The sequence below is a fragment of the Capnocytophaga sp. oral taxon 903 genome (assembly GCF_013394785.1).
GTDB classification, from domain to species: Bacteria; Bacteroidota; Bacteroidia; order Flavobacteriales; family Flavobacteriaceae; genus Capnocytophaga; species Capnocytophaga ochracea.
Map to the genome: position 1 here is coordinate 2,269,162 of NZ_JABXYW010000002.1, position 15,111 is coordinate 2,284,272.

Below are 15,111 nucleotides of genomic sequence, written 5' to 3' on the forward strand. Positions count from 1 at the left end.
ATTGTCAGATAGTAATTATTGCCTATCTTTGCATCAGTTTATTCTAAATAGTAGTATTTTAAAACTTGTAATAAAGATGATAAAAAAGCACTTTTTAAAAACATTAGCCGTAGGAATAATTGCTTTACTTGCTCTTTCATTTGTACAGCAAGCAACTGTTAAAAAATACAAATGCCTCATACAACTCACCAATTACAAGGGTGAAGGAGCCTACATAGTAGTTTCACTCATCAATCCCGAAGGTAAATATGAGCAAACACTACAAATTCTTGGAGATGACCCTGAATGGTACGACGATCTTACTCTATGGTGGAAGTTTTATGGCAAACGCCAGACAATTGATGGGATTACGGGAGCTACCATTAGCGGAGGAGAACGCGCTGTAAAGATACTTACAATTGATGATAGTAAACTGAACAAGGGCTACAAAATACGTTTTGAGACTGCCGTTGAAGATGAATATTACTATGCTAAAGATGCTGAAGTAGAATTTAAAACCGAGAACCTTAACACTAAAATTGAAGGTAAAGGATATATCCGTTATGTGAGATTAATGCCTAACGATTGATAATCACCTTAAAGAAATTATGAGTAAAGAAATTATTTTAGACCGGTTATGGGCATTAGAAGACTCTCCTTATAGAGATTTTACAGCGAATTTGATTCCCACTGTGGAGAAATCTCGTATTATAGGGGTTAGAACACCTGCAATGCGAGCGTTGGCTAAAGAATTAGTAAAGCATTACCCTACTGAGGCAATGTCTTTTTTAGAAGAGTTACCTCATTATTATTATGAGGAGAATAATCTACACGGTTTTATCATTGAACAGTTAAAAGATTTTGATAAAGTGATGCAATATACAGAGCGGTTCCTCCCTTATATCGATAATTGGGCTACGTGTGATACCTTTGCTCCTAAAATCTTCTTGAAATACCCCGAAGAGACATTAAAACACATCAAACAATGGATTACAAGCAAAGAAACCTATACAGTACGTTACGGAATTGGGGTGTTATTGTCTAATTATTTAGATGCTCTTTTTAAGGAAGAATACTTAACCTGGGTAGCAAAAATTACCTCAGATGAATATTACATAAATATGATGATAGCGTGGTACTTTGCTACTGCTTTAACAAAACAATATGAAGCAACAATACCTTATATAGAATCAAAAACACTTTCTCCCTTTGTTCAAAATAAGAGTATACAAAAAGCAAGAGAAAGCCGTCGTATTTCCGAAGATACTAAAAAATATTTGTTGCAGTTTAAACTCTAATCTTGTTCTTTTCTTTCAAAAAAACTAAATACGCTCCCCCCATATTTCTTCGCTTGTGAGAAAAATGGCTGTTCTGATAAATCTGTTTTAGAAGAATGTTCAATAATGAGCATCCCATTTTCAGTAAGTAAGTTTTGATTGAAGACAATATCGGCAATAGTAACAAACTTTTCAATTGGGAAATCATACGGAGGGTCAGCAAAGATAACATCAAACTGCTGAGTAGTACGTTTTAAATATTCATATACATCAGCTTTAAGTGCTGTGATGGGGTAGACTAATTCACGTGCTATTTTATTGATAAATTGCACACAGCCGTTATGATTATCAACTGATAATACTGAGGGGCAACCTCTACTGGCAAACTCATAGCTAATATTTCCTGTTCCTGCAAAAAGGTCGAGTACAGAAAGTTCTTCAAAATAATAATAGTTATTGAGTATATTAAAAAGAGCTTCCTTAGCAAAATCGGTAGTAGGGCGCACTGGCAATTTGTTAGGTGCTATAAGCTGTTTCCCTTTATTCTTCCCTGATATTATTCTCATAAAGATTAACCTTTTTATTGAACAGTTTCCCTCACTGCTAAACTCTGCATTACCTCGCTCATAGCTTCTTGGGTAAAGGATAAACTCATTAATTATTCTTCCGCTTCTTTCATCGTGTGGTACACCTGTTGCACGTCCTCATCTTCTTCTATCTTCTCGAGAAGTTTCTCCACATCGGCTTGTTCTTCAGGGGTAAGTTCTTTCGTTACTTGTGGAATACGCTCAAAGCCTGACGATAAGATTTCTATGTTACGGCTTTCTAACTCTTTTTGAATAGCTCCAAAGCTCTCAAAAGGCGCATAGATGAGGATACCGTCTTCGTCTACAAACACTTCTTCTGCCCCGAAGTCTATCATTTCGAGTTCCAATTCTTCGGGGTCTATCCCATTGCCATTAATACGGAAGTTACAAGTGTGGTCGAACATAAACTCCACTGACCCCGATGTACCTAAAGTACCATTACACTTGTTAAAATAACTGCGAATATTAGCTACGGTACGGTTGTTATTGTCGGTTGCCGTTTCTATGAGTACAGCAATACCGTGAGGAGCATAGCCTTCAAAAAGAACTTCTTTATAGTTTGCAGTATCTTTTTCAGTTGCTTTTTTGATGGCACGCTCAATATTTTCTTTAGGCATATTGGCGGCTTTGGCATTCTGTATCACGGCACGCAAACGCGAGTTACTCTCAGGGTGAGGACCTCCTTCTTTCACTGCCATTACGATGTCTTTCCCTAAACGGGTAAATGTTTTTGCCATTGCTGCCCAACGCTTAAATTTACGGGCTTTTCTAAATTCAAATGCTCTTCCCATTTTTATTTTAGTTATTAGTTATTAGTTTGTTATCTGTCTGTTCTGTTGTCTTAATCAAAATTTGGTTATTCACAAAGTGTAAAGGTGTCTCAGGAAAGTCAAGATGAGTAAGGCGCTTCATCTCATTAAACACCTTACAATCATTATCGAGTTTTAATCCTTTCACTTTCGTCTGTTTCACTGAAATCACATTGGCATAAAGAAAATTGCCTTTGCGGTCAATCTTAATATCAAGCAAAGGAGCAATACCATTAACTCCTTGCAGATTAAAATGCCCATAAGTATTGAAATTTCCCATACTATAAGCGATAAACTTCCTATTGTACACTTCCACCGCGCGGGTAACGTGAGGCCCGTGCCCCAATACGATATCGGCACCTGCTTCTATTACCGAGTGCGCAAACTTATACACATTCCCTCTATTTTCACCGAAGAAAAACTCATCAGCTCTCGGCACACGTGTATTTTTAGAGCCTTCAGCGCCTCCGTGGAAAGAAACAATGAGGATATCTGCCTGTGGGCGCAATTCCTTTACCAAATTGGTAGCTTGCTCTATGTTGTTTATCGATAGCATATTGCTATTGGGTGAAAAAGCACAAAAACCGTACTTTATACCTTCTTTCTCAAATACAACCGACTTTTTTTCTACTGGCCCTGCGTGGTATATACCTACCTTATCAAGTATTTTAGCCGTATTACGCCGTCCTTTTTCACCAAAGTCATTGGCGTGATTATTAGCGGTACTCATCAGGTTAAAACCTGCTTCCTTAATGATTTTCCCATAGCGGTTGGGCATACGGAAAACATAGCAAGGGCTCTCTTCTGTATCCTTGCACTTCTCGAAATCGCCACTCTTGCACTTCTCCGAATCGCCACTATCGAGTATCGTTCCTTCTAAATTTCCAAACACAATATCACCTTTCAGATAGGGTTTTACGTATTTAAAACTGTTCACCGCATCGTCCTTAGGCAAATAACCAGCAGGAAAACCGGAGCCTATCATCACATCGCCAACGGCTATTATGGTAAGCGTATCTTTGATACGAACGAGTAAGGTATCAACAGTAGTATGCACCAAACTATCTATTTGGGCTGTAGCATATCCACTAAAACTTAATGCTATTAACAATAAGATTCTCTGCATCTTATCCTTTATTTTTCGGCAATCACATCAATTCCTCCTTTTACGGTCTGATTGAGTTGTACATTTATTCTCGTCCCCAAAGGCAAATACACGTCTACACGCGACCCGAATTTGATAAATCCAGCATCTTCGCCTTGTACCACTGTTTCACCGACTTTGGCATAATTCACAATGCGTTTAGCCAATGCTCCCGCTATTTGTCGGTATAACACTTCACCGAACACAGGGTTATCTACCACTATGGTAGTACGTTCATTCTCTTCCGAAGCCTTAGGGTGCCACGCTACCAAATACTTTCCCGGGTGATACTCGCTATAAGTAACCTTTCCGCCTAAAGCATAACGAGTTACGTGTACATTCACAGGCGACATAAAAATCGATACCTGCAAACGTTTATCTTTAAAATATTCTTTCTCAAACACTTCTTCTATCACCACCACCTTACCGTCTACGGGAGCGATAATATGCTGGTCATTTTTAGGCGTAATGCGTTTAGGATTTCTAAAGAACTGCAATATAGCTATCAAAAATAAAAAAGCTACTATCTGTATAAGCTTTTTAAGCCACAGTATATCAATAAAATAATGCGCTATAAGCGATATACCTATCACGGCGAATAGCGTAATGAGAATAATCTTAAAACCTTCCTTGTGAAACATTGTATGCAATTATTTTAGGGTGCAAAGATACGAAAGAATTAACAAATTGCAACGCACAATAAATATTTTTCAACCATAATTCTTGGTCTTCCCTATTTTTTTACTACTTTTGCCCTCTGACATTAAAACTTTAAAACTATTGCATTTTTTTTGGCATATCGGCAATTTTAACATTTTTTCCTCAATGTCGAAAATTGAAGTTTTTACCAATTGAAATACAGCTTAATAAGACGTTAGCTTCGCCTTACCTTCGTCTTAGGTTCGTCTTTCCTTCGTCTTAGCTTCGCTCTAACACCATCTAAACGGCAGAGTAGCTGCAATTCTTATTTAACTGATTAATAAATATTTAATATTTTTCATAGCAATAAAGATAAAGAAGTGTTTTAATCAATTTTTTTGAAGAAAATGCACGGTTTTTATATATTTTAACATTTTTTTCTCAGTTTTCTAATCAGTACTCCACTTAAATAGATAATACTGATAATCAATTATATTTAATGAATTACATAGAATACACTTTTACCATTGCCCCTATGGGGGTTGCTTCTGAAATATTAGTTGCCGAACTCGCCGAAGTAGGCTTCGAGAGCTTTGTAGATACCGAAACCGGTTTGCAGGCTTATATACAAGAACCCTTTTGGAATGCTAATATACTCTCTGACATACAGATACTTCACAGCGAGGAGTTTCAAATTACCTACACACATCAAACTATTGAACAGGTGAACTGGAATGAGGAATGGGAAAAACACTTCGAGCCTATCACCGTAGACGATGAGTGTACCGTGCGTGCTACCTTCCACTCCGAAGCACATACCCCTTATGAAATTGTTATCGACCCTAAGATGAGTTTTGGTACTGGTCATCACGAAACTACTTATATGATGTTGCAATTCCTTTTAAAGGAAGAACTCAAAGGCAAAAAGGTGCTCGATATGGGTTGTGGCACAAGCGTACTCGCTATTATGGCAAGCAAACGCGGGGCGAGTGAGGTACTCGCCATTGATGTAGACGAATGGTGTGTAGAGAACTCCACAGAAAACGTAGAACGCAATGGTTGTAAGCACATCAAAGTACAGCTGGGAGATGCTTCTTCACTGGCTAATGAAAAAGACTTCGACCTTATTATTGCGAATATCAACCGCAATATTCTCTTAAACGATATACCGCAGTATGTGCCAGCTCTCAAAGCAGGAGGCACTCTCTTGCTCAGTGGTTTTTACAAGGAAGATATACCTCTTATCCGCAAAAAAGCGGAAGCATACGGTTTGCAATACATCAAGAACTTAGAACGCAACAACTGGGTAGCAGTAAAATTCAAAAAACAAGCCTAATGAGTACTTTCGCCGATAGAATTATCAACTTCAACACACATTTAGAGTACAACCAATCCTTGCCTAAGGGTTTTGATGTGCTGAATCCTTATATGGATAACCCTGAAACTATGGAGGTAATGCGTGCTTTTTATCACAAATTCTACAACGATAACCGTCAGCGGAAATTCATTATAGGCATCAATCCCAGCCGACACGGGGCAGGAGTTACAGGCGTTCCTTTTACTGATACCAAGCGATTAGAAAGCGAGTGTGGTATTGCAATGACTTCAGCACATACGCACGAAGTATCATCTGTTTTTATGTATGATATGATAAAAGCATACGGTGGAGTTACTAAGTTCTACAATGATTTTTATATCAATTCTCCTTTTCCTTTGGCTATTGTGCGAAAAGCCTCTGACGGCAAATGGCTCAATGCTAATTATTACGATGAAGAGGCACTCTTCAAATCACTAAAAGACTATATGATAGAAACTTTAAAAAAGCATATCGCCTTAGGAGTAGATACTCAAAAGGTGTTCGTATTAGGCAAAAAGAACGCTACTTTCTTACAAAAATTGAATAAAGAAGCTACTTTATTTGGTGAAATGGTAGTATTAGAGCACCCTCGCTTTATCCAACAGTATAAATCAAAAGAAAAACAGCTGTATATCGATAAGTTTTTGACGAGTTTTGGAATATAGACAATGAAGCAATACGATGTTTTGGTGATAGGTAGCGGACTCTCGGGGCTCTTTTCGGCTTTGCTCTTGGCAAAAGCAGGAAAGAAAGTGTGTGTATTAGAGAAAAATGAGCAGTATGGGGGTAACCTGCAAACTTTTGTGCGCAATAATACGCTGTTTGATACAGGAGTGCATTACATAGGAAGTCTCGCAGAAGGTCAGGTACTATATGAGTATTTTAAAGATGTAGGTATTGCCTCTCATCTTTCGGTAGAACGCCTTGATATAAACGGATATGACCGCATTTGTTTTGGCGATACACCTAACGTAATGTATCCTCACGCTCAGGACTATGAGAACTTCGTACAACAACTCCTCTCCTATTTCCCTAATGAAAAGAAAGCCTTAGAAGAGTACGCCCACACAATGCAATCTATTTGCGATAAGTTTCCACTCTACCGCCATAAACAAGCCGTAGCCGATTACGATGTGCATACGCTTTCCTTAAAACTCTTAGACTTCCTCAACGGTATCACTACAAACGACCGACTCAAAGCTGTGCTCTTGGGCTCTAACTTTCTCTATGGAGGTGCTGATGAGCAGACACCTTTATACGTGCACGCGCTATCGGTCAATTCATATATAGAAAGCGCTTGGCGACTCACACAAGGTGGTAGCCAAATCACCAACTTGCTCATTGAAAAACTACGCCAGTACGGTGCTGACCTTTTCAACCAAAGGGAGGTCATAGGGTTTGAATACAGTGAGGGAAATACTATCAACACAGTACTCACCAAGCAAGGAGAGCAGTTTGTTGCAAAACAAATCATCTCGGCTATAGATGTAAAGCAACTACTCAACATCTCAAGCAAAACGCCTTTTAAACCTTCTTTTTGTAAACGCGTGCAGGGCTTACAACCTACGGTTGCTGTCTTTTCATTGCATTTGGTACTCAAGCCAAATTCTTTTCGCTACTTGCCTTATAATGTGTATTGGTTTAAGGATAATAACAGTGTTTACCACGCTACTAATTACCCTACTAACAACTTCCCGCTTTCGTATATGCTCTCTATGAATCCACCAAAGGACAGCAGAGAGTATACTGATAATGTTACTATCCTCACCTATATGAACACTGATGAACTGCAACGATGGCAAGAGAGTTTTACTACTAACACTGAGGGTAACCATAGAGGCAACCAGTACGAAGTTTTCAAAAGTCAGCGTGCTATGGATTTATTAGATGTAGTTGCTCAACAATTTCCTACACTCAAAAGTGCTATTGCTCATTACTACACCTCTACCCCGCTTACTTACCGCGATTATATAGGCAACCCTACGGGAGCATTGTACGGCTACAAAAAAAACGCTAACCATATAATGGAAAGCGTTTTTATGCCACAAACTCACATCAAAAATTTGTATGTTACAGGGCAGAGTGTTGCAATGCACGGATTAGTAGGAGTTACTATCAGTGCGGTGCTCACCTACCAAATTTTGATGCGGTCTTCAGGTTTTTTATAGAGTTTATCACCTTCTTTTACATCAAAGGCTTTATACCAAGCGTCTACATTCACAAGCGGACCGAATGAACGGAAATATCCTGGGCTATGAGGGTCGGTTTTTACTTGGTTTGTAAGATATTTATCAGTAGAAAGCGTACGCCATACAGTACCCCAAGAGATAAAGAAACGTTGATCTTGAGTGAAATTGCTTATTTTACCTACATTACCTTTATCTTTTAAGTACATTTGCAAAGCATCAAAAGCGATGTTCACCCCACCGAGGTCGGCTATGTTTTCACCACTGGTAAAAGTACCATTTACAAATACACCTTTTACGGGTTCGTATTGGTCGTATTGTTTAGCAAGGGCTTTGGTTGCGTTCTCAAAGTTCTTTTTATCTTCAGGAGTCCACCAATTTTTTAGATTACCATCACCGTCAAATTCAGCGCCACTATCGTCAAATCCGTGTGTCATTTCGTGACCTATTACAGCACCAATACCACCGAAGTTCACCGCAGGGTCGGCTTCAAAATTGAAGAAAGGAGGTTGTAAGATAGCCGCAGGGAAAACGATTTCATTATACAACGGATTGTAATACGCATTCACTGTTTGAGGCGACATACCCCATTTAGTTTTATCTACAGGCTTGCCTACTTTTTCCAAACTCTTTTGGTAAGCCCATTCACTCACGCGTTGCAAGTTAGCAAAATACACCGTTTTAGCAGCCGGTTCAATGGTTAGTTTAGAGTAGTCTTCCCATTTATCAGGGTAACCTACTTTCACTGTAAATTTATTCAGTTTAGCCAAAGCCTTTTCCTTAGTAGCATCTGACATCCAAGTTACATCTTTGATATGTTGTGCAAAGCTCTTTTTGAGATAATCTACCAAAGTAACCATTTCTTCTTTAGCTTTAGGTGGAAAATACTTTTCTACATACAATTTACCAAAGGCTTCACCCAAAATACCATTAATCACACTTAGAGCGCGTTTGTTCATCGGACGTTGTTCTTGTTGTCCTTGTAACTCTTTGCTATAGAAGTTAAAAGAAAGCTCATCGAGTTCTTTGGTAAGGTTGCTCGCGTTATCGGCTACTAATTGATATTTGAGGTAATCTTTGATAAGAGGCAAGTTCTTTTCGTTGATAAACTTATCGTATTGTTTGTACAAACGAATTTCAGAAACAACTACTTTATCAGTGTTCACCCCTACGTTTTTAAGAAACTGAGGTAGATTGAGGTTCTTCACTAATTTGCTGAGCTCGGCCATTGTTTGAGGGTTATAGCTAAGGTTAGGATTGCGGTCTTCCTCATTGGTGAGCATCAATTTAGCTACCGAGCGTTCAAAATCTACCATTTGTTTAGCTTTCTCAGCGGCTTTGTCGTCTTTAAGCACTTTAAAGATAGCCTTTACATAATCTTGATACTTTTGTAAAGCCTCAGTATTCTCCTTGTTGTCTTTTTGATAGTAATCGCGCCCCATACCGATGCTAAAGTTGCCGAGATACACAGTATTCATATTAGAATCCTTCATATCGGCATATACCCCCCAAGCACAGATAGGGTTTTCGCCCTCGCGAGTTACCTCTTCCAAATACTTTTGAAGGTCTGTGAGGTTTTTAATAGCCTCAATCTTATTCAAATAACCTTCAATAGGTTTGAGTCCTTCGGCATCGCGCTTTTTCCAATCGATAAACGATTCGTAGAGGTCTTTTATTTTCTGACCTTCAGTACCTTGAGCAAAGTTTTCTTTGAGAAGGTTATCCAAGATAAGCAAGCAATTCTCATCTGTTTTCTCGCGGAGGATATGAAAAGAACCCCACGTAGGTTTATCGGCTGGTATTTTGGCAGTTTTAGCCCAAGTGCCGTTCACATAATTGTAGAAATCATCTTGCGGACGCACCGTAGTGTCCATTTCGGCAAGGGAAAGCCCCTTGTCAGCATTTTTGTCTGTCATTGCATTTTCTGATTTTTTGTTATTCCCGCCACAGGCAACCATTAGCCCTACCGACGAAAACAACAGTGCGGTTTTTACTGTTTTTCTCATCATCTTGTATAATGTTTTTGTTTAATGAAGCAAAGGTAAAAAATAATTAGCAATTAACAATAAAGAATATAAAAAAAGCTTTGCTAAACCTTGTAAGAGTTTTAGCAAAGCTTTCTTTTTTCTTATCTTAGATAAGCCATTACTTAATACTGAAATTCAAACCTTTGTGTTCTCCCAATCCGTAATAATGTTTAAAATTATAGATAAGTGGTTCCCACTCTAATGGATTGATTTTATTACCTTCCATTACCAAATGGTCTTCAGCGTGTACTTGCACAAATTCCAATTCTACAAGTACATAAGCATCGCGATCATTCACGTTTTTCACTTTAGCTTCTGCCTGAATAGGGCATTCGGCAATACGCGGAGGGCGTACTTTTTCTGAAGGTAATTGAGTAAATCCTCCAATACTAAACTTGTCGTCAGTATAAGTGTATTTACCCATTTTTTGAGGAGGCACAGGGTTTTGAGCGGTATAAGGGGCAATTGCCTCTACTTTTTCCCACATAGCTGCAGTAGGGAGGTTAAAAACTACCTCGGGCACTTCCATCACATTATGATAAGCCTTGTTTAGTTTTACAAGCGCTATCACAGCATTCGCACCTAAAGTAAAGGTGCTTGAAATAGGCGTTACATCGGCGTTTCCATCTTTATCGGTAGTAGTAAGAAGTACTACAGGAAACCCGTAATAAAACATAGTTGGTAAAAAAGACTTCATACTATTTTTTTTATTTTGGTACAAAAGTACAAAATCTAATTGGAAAAACAACAAATATTTATCAAAAAGTTTTCATATTTATTATTCTTACCGTACTAACTTCTTATATTTAATACGAGTAGGTGTTACTTCTCTGCCAAGTCGTTTTTTCTTATTCTCTTCATACTCTGAAAAGCTACCTTCAAAGAAATACACTTGTGAGTCACCTTCAAAAGCTAAGATATGAGTACAAATACGGTCTAAAAACCAACGGTCGTGTGAAATTACTACTGCACAACCTGCAAAGTTCTCTAAACCTTCTTCTAAGGCGCGAAGAGTATTTACGTCTAAATCGTTGGTAGGCTCGTCTAACAGTAATACGTTACCCTCTTCTTTAAGAGTCATTGCCAAGTGTAAACGGTTGCGTTCTCCTCCTGAAAGAGTGGCTACTTTTTTATTTTGTTCACTACCACCAAAGTTAAATCTACTGAGATAAGCACGAGAGTTCACTTGTCTACCTCCCATCATAATGAGGTCTTGCCCACCAGAGAAGTTCTCCCATATAGACTTCTCGGGGTCTATCTGTTTGTGAGTTTGATCTACATAAGCTATCTTCACCGTGTCACCTACCAAAAACTCACCGCTATCGGGCTGTTCTTCACCCATTATCATACGGAAGATCGTAGATTTACCTGCTCCATTAGGTCCTATCACTCCTACTATTCCTGCTTGAGGAAGCACAAAGTTTAAATCATCATAGAGTAGCTTATCACCAAAGGCTTTGGCTACGTGACGTGCTTCTATTACATTAGTTCCTAAACGAGGTCCGTTGGGGATATATATTTCCAACTTTTCTTCTAATTGTTTTTGGTCTTCATTGAGCAGACGGTCATAGTTCTGCAAACGTGCTTTTTGTTTAGCTTGACGTCCTTTAGCACCTTGACGTACCCATTCGAGCTCACGCTCCAATACTTTCTGACGTTTGTTTTCAGTTTTCTGTTCTTGAGCCAAACGTTTAGCTTTTTGGTCGAGCCAAGAAGAGTAATTGCCTTTCCAAGGAATACCTTCTCCACGATCGAGCTCTAATATCCACCCCGCTACATTGTCTAAAAAATAACGGTCGTGGGTAACGGCTATGACTGTACCTGCATACTGTTGCAAATGCTGTTCTAACCACAATACCGATTCTGCATCGAGGTGGTTAGTTGGCTCGTCGAGTAACAAAACATCGGGTTGTTGCAAGAGCAGACGGCAGAGTGCTACCCTACGGCGTTCTCCTCCCGAAAGCACTTTGATAGGCGTATCGGGTTCAGGGGTACGGAGGGCTTCCATCGCTACTTCTAACTGATTGTCGAGTTCCCAAGCATTCAAGGCATCTATCTTGTCTTGTAACTCGGCTTGCTTATCCATCAGCTTTTGCATCTTATCGGGGTCAGAATAGTTTTCCTCGAGCCCAAAAAGATCGTTGATATGATTGAATTCCTCTAAGAGTTTTACTGTTTCGGCTACTCCTTCGCGTACTACTTCAATAACAGTTTTATCATCATCAAGATGAGGTTCTTGTTCGAGATAGCCTATGGTATAATTAGGAGCAAATACTACTTCTCCTTGATAGTTTTTATCTATTCCTGCAATAATTTTTAGCAGAGAGGATTTACCAGAGCCATTAAGCCCTAAAATACCGATTTTAGCTCCATAGAAGAAACTTAGGTAAATATCTTTGAGTACCTGTTTATTAGTAGATGAATAGGTTTTGCTTACCTTATTCATTGAGAAAATGATTTTCTTATCGTCTGCCATAGTTTAGTGAAAAATAAAAAATGAATAGTAAATGAAATCATTAAAGATTCTCATTATTACAAGTGCAAAAATATAAAAACAATACCAAGTAAACAAATTTTGGCTCGCACGCACTTGTAAACTGTAAAATTAAACTCCTATAATTAATTGAATTACAAGTTTATAATAAAAAAATATACCTTATGCTATAAAAATAATTGCTAAAAATTTGGTTTATATTATAAACTAACTTATATTTGCAGCGAATTTATAACATTAAACATTTTAACATTATGGACTTACAAGTATCCGACAGCTTGAAAATCATTCAGTCTGTCATCAATCAACGAAAACAAAAGTACGAAGAGAACGGGTTCTTTCTTATCTTTTGGAGTGTGCTTATTATGCTTGCAGGCGTACTGCAGTTTGCGATGCTTATCACCAACTATTATCCCAAACAATCAGGATTTGTATGGTTGATATTAATGCCTCTTGGCTTTGTGGTGAACTTCATTATCAAATACAAAGAAAAGAAAGTTGCTACACAAAAAAACTACGTCGATTGGTTAGATTGGATATGGGCAGTTGCAGGTATTAATGCAATTTTTGCTTTTTTAGTACCTCTGAGCCCTTTTGGAAAATTTCAAATAGCTATTTTGGTCATTTATCTGCCTTTTGCTTTTGTAGCTTTAGCAATGGCATTACAAATGAAAATGAAACTCTGGATAGCAACATCGTTAGTAGCTTTGTTGTTAATTTATGCAGGTATATTTGTGCCTTTTAGTTATGAAATCTATTTGCCTTTACTATGCGTAGTATTAGCAGCCTTATTGTTCTTAGTGCCTGGTATTCAATTTCATAACAAATATAAAAAGAGAAGTAATGTTCGCTGATTTAGATCCTATTTTGCACTCACAGCTTCGTTTGGCTATCGTCTCACTATTGGTTTCAGAAGAAAAGGCTGATTTTGCCCGTATCAAGGAGGTTACTAAGGCTACCTCTGGTAATATTTCTGTGCAAATCCAGAAGTTAGAGACTGCTGGTTATATCACTGTCAAAAAATCTTTTAAAGACAACTACCCCAATACCGAAGTTCAGCTCACCAAAGAAGGTCTTTTAGCTTTTGAGCGATATGTAGAGGCACTAAAAAGCTATATTAGCCGTTAGCCGTTAGCCGTTAGTCGTTAGTTTCTAACCACTAACGGCTAATATCAAATAATTGATATATCTCCTTTGCCTTCACGCAATACTTTAGGAGCATCTCCTGAAAGGTCTATAACTGTGGAAGCTACATTATCGCCATAACCGCCGTCAATCACCAAATCTACTTTGTTTTGCCATTTCTCGAAAATAAGTTCTGGATCGGTGGTATATTCTATCACATCATCTTCATCATAAATAGAGGTAGATACAATAGGGTTCCCTAATTTCTCTACAATTGTACGAGCTATTAAATTATCGGGAACACGAATACCTACTGTTTTTTTCTTCTTAAAATCTTTAGGCAAATTATTATTACCTTGCATAATGAAAGTATAAGGACCAGGTAACGTACGTTTCAACAACTTAAAAGTACTTGTATCTATTTGTTTTACGTAATCTGATAGGTTCTTTAAATCAGAACACACAAAAGAGAAGTTTGCTTTTTCGAGCTTTACCCCTTTGATACGTGCAATCTTTTCAAGAGCTTTAGTGTTAGTAATATCACAGCCTAATCCGTAAACTGTGTCGGTAGGATAAATAATCAATCCTCCACGGTGAAGGACTTCTACTACCCTACTTATATCTTTTTCATTGGGATTTTCATTATATAGTTTTATAAACTCAGCCATTTTTCAATGATTAACAGTTAGTAATTAATTCGTATAGTGGTAAATTTGCAGTAAGAGATAAGCTTTTCGTCTTGATTTGTTACTTTTATTTCCCATAACTGGAGCGTTCTACCTGCATTCACACATATTGCCTTAGCATAGAGTGTATCCCCTACCCTACCTGCTCGCACGTGATTAGCACTTAGTTCTATACCTCGTATCTGCTCTCCTTCTTCTCGATAAAGCAAATAAGCTCCTAAACTCCCTGCCGTTTCTGCCAGCGCAAGTGTAGCCCCTCCGTGAAGAACCCCGTCTATCTGAGTAACGCGTTCGGTAACTGGCATACTAAGAGTAATAGTACTTTCAGTAATTTCAGCAATTTCCATTTGCCAATCACGCATTAAATTATTAGGAGGTAGTGTTTCCCACAGTTGTCGCAAGGTTTCTTTATTCATATGATTTGGTAAAAACTTTAAGAGTTTACAAAAGTATAAGCGGTGATTTCCTAAGGATTCATTTCTTTTGCTTTAATTTTATCCAATAAAGTGCGATATTCATCAGCTAAATAAAACTGAGTGCCAATAGCATCAAAAATAGCATCTTGTGTGAGTACCCATTGCGGTACTTCGTCAGGTATTTTACCATCGTTACTATCAAAATAGTCTTGGCGCCACTGTTTACTGTCGTAATAAGCTACCAACTGGTCATACTCAGGTTGGATCGCTTTCCATTCTTCCAATACTTCTTGAGCTTTGGTAAGAGTATTTTCTAATTTAGCAAGAATATCGTTCATCTTGCTAATATTCTCATATCGTTTGTTCATAGCTAATTCAAAAAAAG

17 protein-coding genes are annotated in these 15,111 nt (G+C 38.1%); 7 read left to right on the forward strand and 10 right to left on the reverse strand.

Annotation, left to right across the window (positions count from 1 at the left end):
• Window positions 1-76 precede the first annotated feature (76 nt).
• Together HW279_RS09495 and HW279_RS09500 are read left to right on the forward strand one after the other, a co-directional pair.
• Complete coding sequence (locus tag HW279_RS09495; RefSeq protein WP_178958791.1) at window positions 77-568, forward strand: DUF2271 domain-containing protein; 492 nt, start codon at window positions 77-79, stop codon at window positions 566-568.
• A gap of 19 nt (window positions 569-587) precedes the next feature.
• Window positions 588-1,277 (forward strand): DNA alkylation repair protein, encoded by a 690-nt coding sequence (locus tag HW279_RS09500; RefSeq protein WP_178958792.1) that lies wholly within the window; start codon window positions 588-590, stop codon window positions 1,275-1,277.
• Here the strand turns inward: HW279_RS09500 and HW279_RS09505 are convergent.
• The 4 genes from HW279_RS09505 to HW279_RS09520 form a co-directional block, all read right to left on the reverse strand.
• Complete coding sequence (locus HW279_RS09505; protein ID WP_178958793.1) at window positions 1,274-1,822, reverse strand: RsmD family RNA methyltransferase; 549 nt, start codon at window positions 1,820-1,822, stop codon at window positions 1,274-1,276. The two genes, HW279_RS09500 and HW279_RS09505, sit on opposite strands and share 4 nt — an antisense overlap.
• Window positions 1,823-1,914: 92 nt before the next feature.
• Entirely contained in the window at window positions 1,915-2,634 is a 720-nt protein-coding gene (locus HW279_RS09510; protein ID WP_002672129.1) for a YebC/PmpR family DNA-binding transcriptional regulator, read from the reverse strand.
• A 7-nt stretch (window positions 2,635-2,641) separates the two neighbouring features.
• Entirely contained in the window at window positions 2,642-3,778 is a 1,137-nt protein-coding gene (locus HW279_RS09515; protein ID WP_178958794.1) for a CapA family protein, read from the reverse strand.
• Window positions 3,779-3,786: 8 nt separating this feature from the next.
• Window positions 3,787-4,437 (reverse strand): phosphatidylserine decarboxylase family protein, encoded by a 651-nt coding sequence (locus HW279_RS09520; RefSeq protein ID WP_178958795.1) that lies wholly within the window; start codon window positions 4,435-4,437, stop codon window positions 3,787-3,789.
• Between the two features lie 497 nt (window positions 4,438-4,934).
• Here HW279_RS09520 and prmA point away from each other — a divergent pair, with 497 nt between their 5' ends.
• The 3 genes from prmA to HW279_RS09535 are packed head-to-tail and all read left to right on the forward strand — an operon-like array spanning window position 4,935 to window position 7,960.
• A complete protein-coding gene (gene prmA, locus HW279_RS09525) occupies window positions 4,935-5,771 on the forward strand; it encodes a 50S ribosomal protein L11 methyltransferase (protein ID WP_178958796.1) in 837 nt (278 codons plus the stop codon).
• Window positions 5,771-6,457 carry an SMUG2 DNA glycosylase family protein gene (locus HW279_RS09530; RefSeq protein ID WP_178958797.1) on the forward strand — a complete coding sequence of 229 codons (687 nt, stop codon included), beginning with the start codon at window positions 5,771-5,773 and terminating at the stop codon, window positions 6,455-6,457. The genes prmA and HW279_RS09530 overlap by 1 nt, the downstream gene beginning before the upstream one ends.
• A 3-nt stretch (window positions 6,458-6,460) precedes the next feature.
• Window positions 6,461-7,960: a phytoene desaturase family protein gene (locus HW279_RS09535; RefSeq protein ID WP_178958798.1), complete on the forward strand. Its 1,500-nt coding sequence runs from the start codon at window positions 6,461-6,463 to the stop codon at window positions 7,958-7,960.
• On the opposite strand, the gene HW279_RS09540 is transcribed toward HW279_RS09535, so the two are convergent.
• The 3 genes from HW279_RS09540 to ettA all read right to left on the reverse strand — a co-directional run bounded on the left by HW279_RS09540 (window position 7,924) and on the right by ettA (window position 12,481).
• A complete protein-coding gene (locus HW279_RS09540; RefSeq protein WP_178958799.1) occupies window positions 7,924-9,987 on the reverse strand; it encodes a M13 family metallopeptidase in 2,064 nt (687 codons plus the stop codon). The two genes, HW279_RS09535 and HW279_RS09540, sit on opposite strands and share 37 nt — an antisense overlap.
• Before the next feature lie 136 nt (window positions 9,988-10,123).
• Window positions 10,124-10,702, reverse strand: a complete 579-nt coding sequence (locus HW279_RS09545; RefSeq protein WP_009412825.1) for a flavin reductase family protein — start codon at window positions 10,700-10,702, stop codon at window positions 10,124-10,126.
• An 87-nt stretch (window positions 10,703-10,789) separates the two neighbouring features.
• Complete coding sequence (gene ettA / locus HW279_RS09550) at window positions 10,790-12,481, reverse strand: energy-dependent translational throttle protein EttA (protein ID WP_178958800.1); 1,692 nt, start codon at window positions 12,479-12,481, stop codon at window positions 10,790-10,792.
• A gap of 272 nt (window positions 12,482-12,753) precedes the next feature.
• Here ettA and HW279_RS09555 point away from each other — a divergent pair, with 272 nt between their 5' ends.
• Window positions 12,754-13,353, forward strand: a complete 600-nt coding sequence (locus tag HW279_RS09555; protein ID WP_009751456.1) for a hypothetical protein — start codon at window positions 12,754-12,756, stop codon at window positions 13,351-13,353.
• A complete protein-coding gene (locus tag HW279_RS09560) occupies window positions 13,343-13,627 on the forward strand; it encodes a winged helix-turn-helix domain-containing protein (RefSeq protein WP_009751459.1) in 285 nt (94 codons plus the stop codon). Before HW279_RS09555 ends, HW279_RS09560 begins: the two co-directional genes overlap by 11 nt.
• Before the next feature lie 44 nt (window positions 13,628-13,671).
• On the opposite strand, the gene HW279_RS09565 is transcribed toward HW279_RS09560, so the two are convergent.
• From HW279_RS09565 to HW279_RS09575, 3 genes are read right to left on the reverse strand one after another with little or no spacing between them, the layout of a single operon-like run.
• Window positions 13,672-14,292, reverse strand: coding sequence for an L-threonylcarbamoyladenylate synthase (locus HW279_RS09565; protein ID WP_178958801.1), 621 nt, complete (start codon window positions 14,290-14,292; stop codon window positions 13,672-13,674).
• A gap of 17 nt (window positions 14,293-14,309) precedes the next feature.
• On the reverse strand, window positions 14,310-14,726 hold the full coding sequence (locus HW279_RS09570; RefSeq protein WP_009750555.1) for a PaaI family thioesterase: 417 nt from the start codon (window positions 14,724-14,726) through the stop codon (window positions 14,310-14,312).
• Window positions 14,727-14,776: 50 nt separating this feature from the next.
• Window positions 14,777-15,094, reverse strand: coding sequence for a DUF4298 domain-containing protein (locus HW279_RS09575; protein WP_002672205.1), 318 nt, complete (start codon window positions 15,092-15,094; stop codon window positions 14,777-14,779).
• Between the last annotated feature and the right edge of the window lie 17 nt (window positions 15,095-15,111).

Excerpts from the sequence above, each read along its gene's own strand:
- HW279_RS09495 (WP_178958791.1), top strand. The coding sequence starts at position 77 with ATGATAAAAAAGCACTTTTTAAAAACATTAGCCGTAGGAATAATTGCT.
- HW279_RS09500 (WP_178958792.1), top strand. The coding sequence starts at position 588 with ATGAGTAAAGAAATTATTTTAGACCGGTTATGGGCATTAGAAGACTCT.
- HW279_RS09505 (WP_178958793.1), bottom strand. The coding sequence starts at position 1,822 with ATGAGAATAATATCAGGGAAGAATAAAGGGAAACAGCTTATAGCACCT.
- HW279_RS09510 (WP_002672129.1), bottom strand. The coding sequence starts at position 2,634 with ATGGGAAGAGCATTTGAATTTAGAAAAGCCCGTAAATTTAAGCGTTGG.
- HW279_RS09515 (WP_178958794.1), bottom strand. The coding sequence starts at position 3,778 with ATGCAGAGAATCTTATTGTTAATAGCATTAAGTTTTAGTGGATATGCT.
- HW279_RS09520 (WP_178958795.1), bottom strand. The coding sequence starts at position 4,437 with ATGTTTCACAAGGAAGGTTTTAAGATTATTCTCATTACGCTATTCGCC.
- prmA (WP_178958796.1), top strand. The coding sequence starts at position 4,935 with ATGAATTACATAGAATACACTTTTACCATTGCCCCTATGGGGGTTGCT.
- HW279_RS09530 (WP_178958797.1), top strand. The coding sequence starts at position 5,771 with ATGAGTACTTTCGCCGATAGAATTATCAACTTCAACACACATTTAGAG.
- HW279_RS09535 (WP_178958798.1), top strand. The coding sequence starts at position 6,461 with ATGAAGCAATACGATGTTTTGGTGATAGGTAGCGGACTCTCGGGGCTC.
- HW279_RS09540 (WP_178958799.1), bottom strand. The coding sequence starts at position 9,987 with ATGATGAGAAAAACAGTAAAAACCGCACTGTTGTTTTCGTCGGTAGGG.
- HW279_RS09545 (WP_009412825.1), bottom strand. The coding sequence starts at position 10,702 with ATGAAGTCTTTTTTACCAACTATGTTTTATTACGGGTTTCCTGTAGTA.
- ettA (WP_178958800.1), bottom strand. The coding sequence starts at position 12,481 with ATGGCAGACGATAAGAAAATCATTTTCTCAATGAATAAGGTAAGCAAA.
- HW279_RS09555 (WP_009751456.1), top strand. The coding sequence starts at position 12,754 with ATGGACTTACAAGTATCCGACAGCTTGAAAATCATTCAGTCTGTCATC.
- HW279_RS09560 (WP_009751459.1), top strand. The coding sequence starts at position 13,343 with ATGTTCGCTGATTTAGATCCTATTTTGCACTCACAGCTTCGTTTGGCT.
- HW279_RS09565 (WP_178958801.1), bottom strand. The coding sequence starts at position 14,292 with ATGGCTGAGTTTATAAAACTATATAATGAAAATCCCAATGAAAAAGAT.
- HW279_RS09570 (WP_009750555.1), bottom strand. The coding sequence starts at position 14,726 with ATGAATAAAGAAACCTTGCGACAACTGTGGGAAACACTACCTCCTAAT.
- HW279_RS09575 (WP_002672205.1), bottom strand. The coding sequence starts at position 15,094 with ATGAACAAACGATATGAGAATATTAGCAAGATGAACGATATTCTTGCT.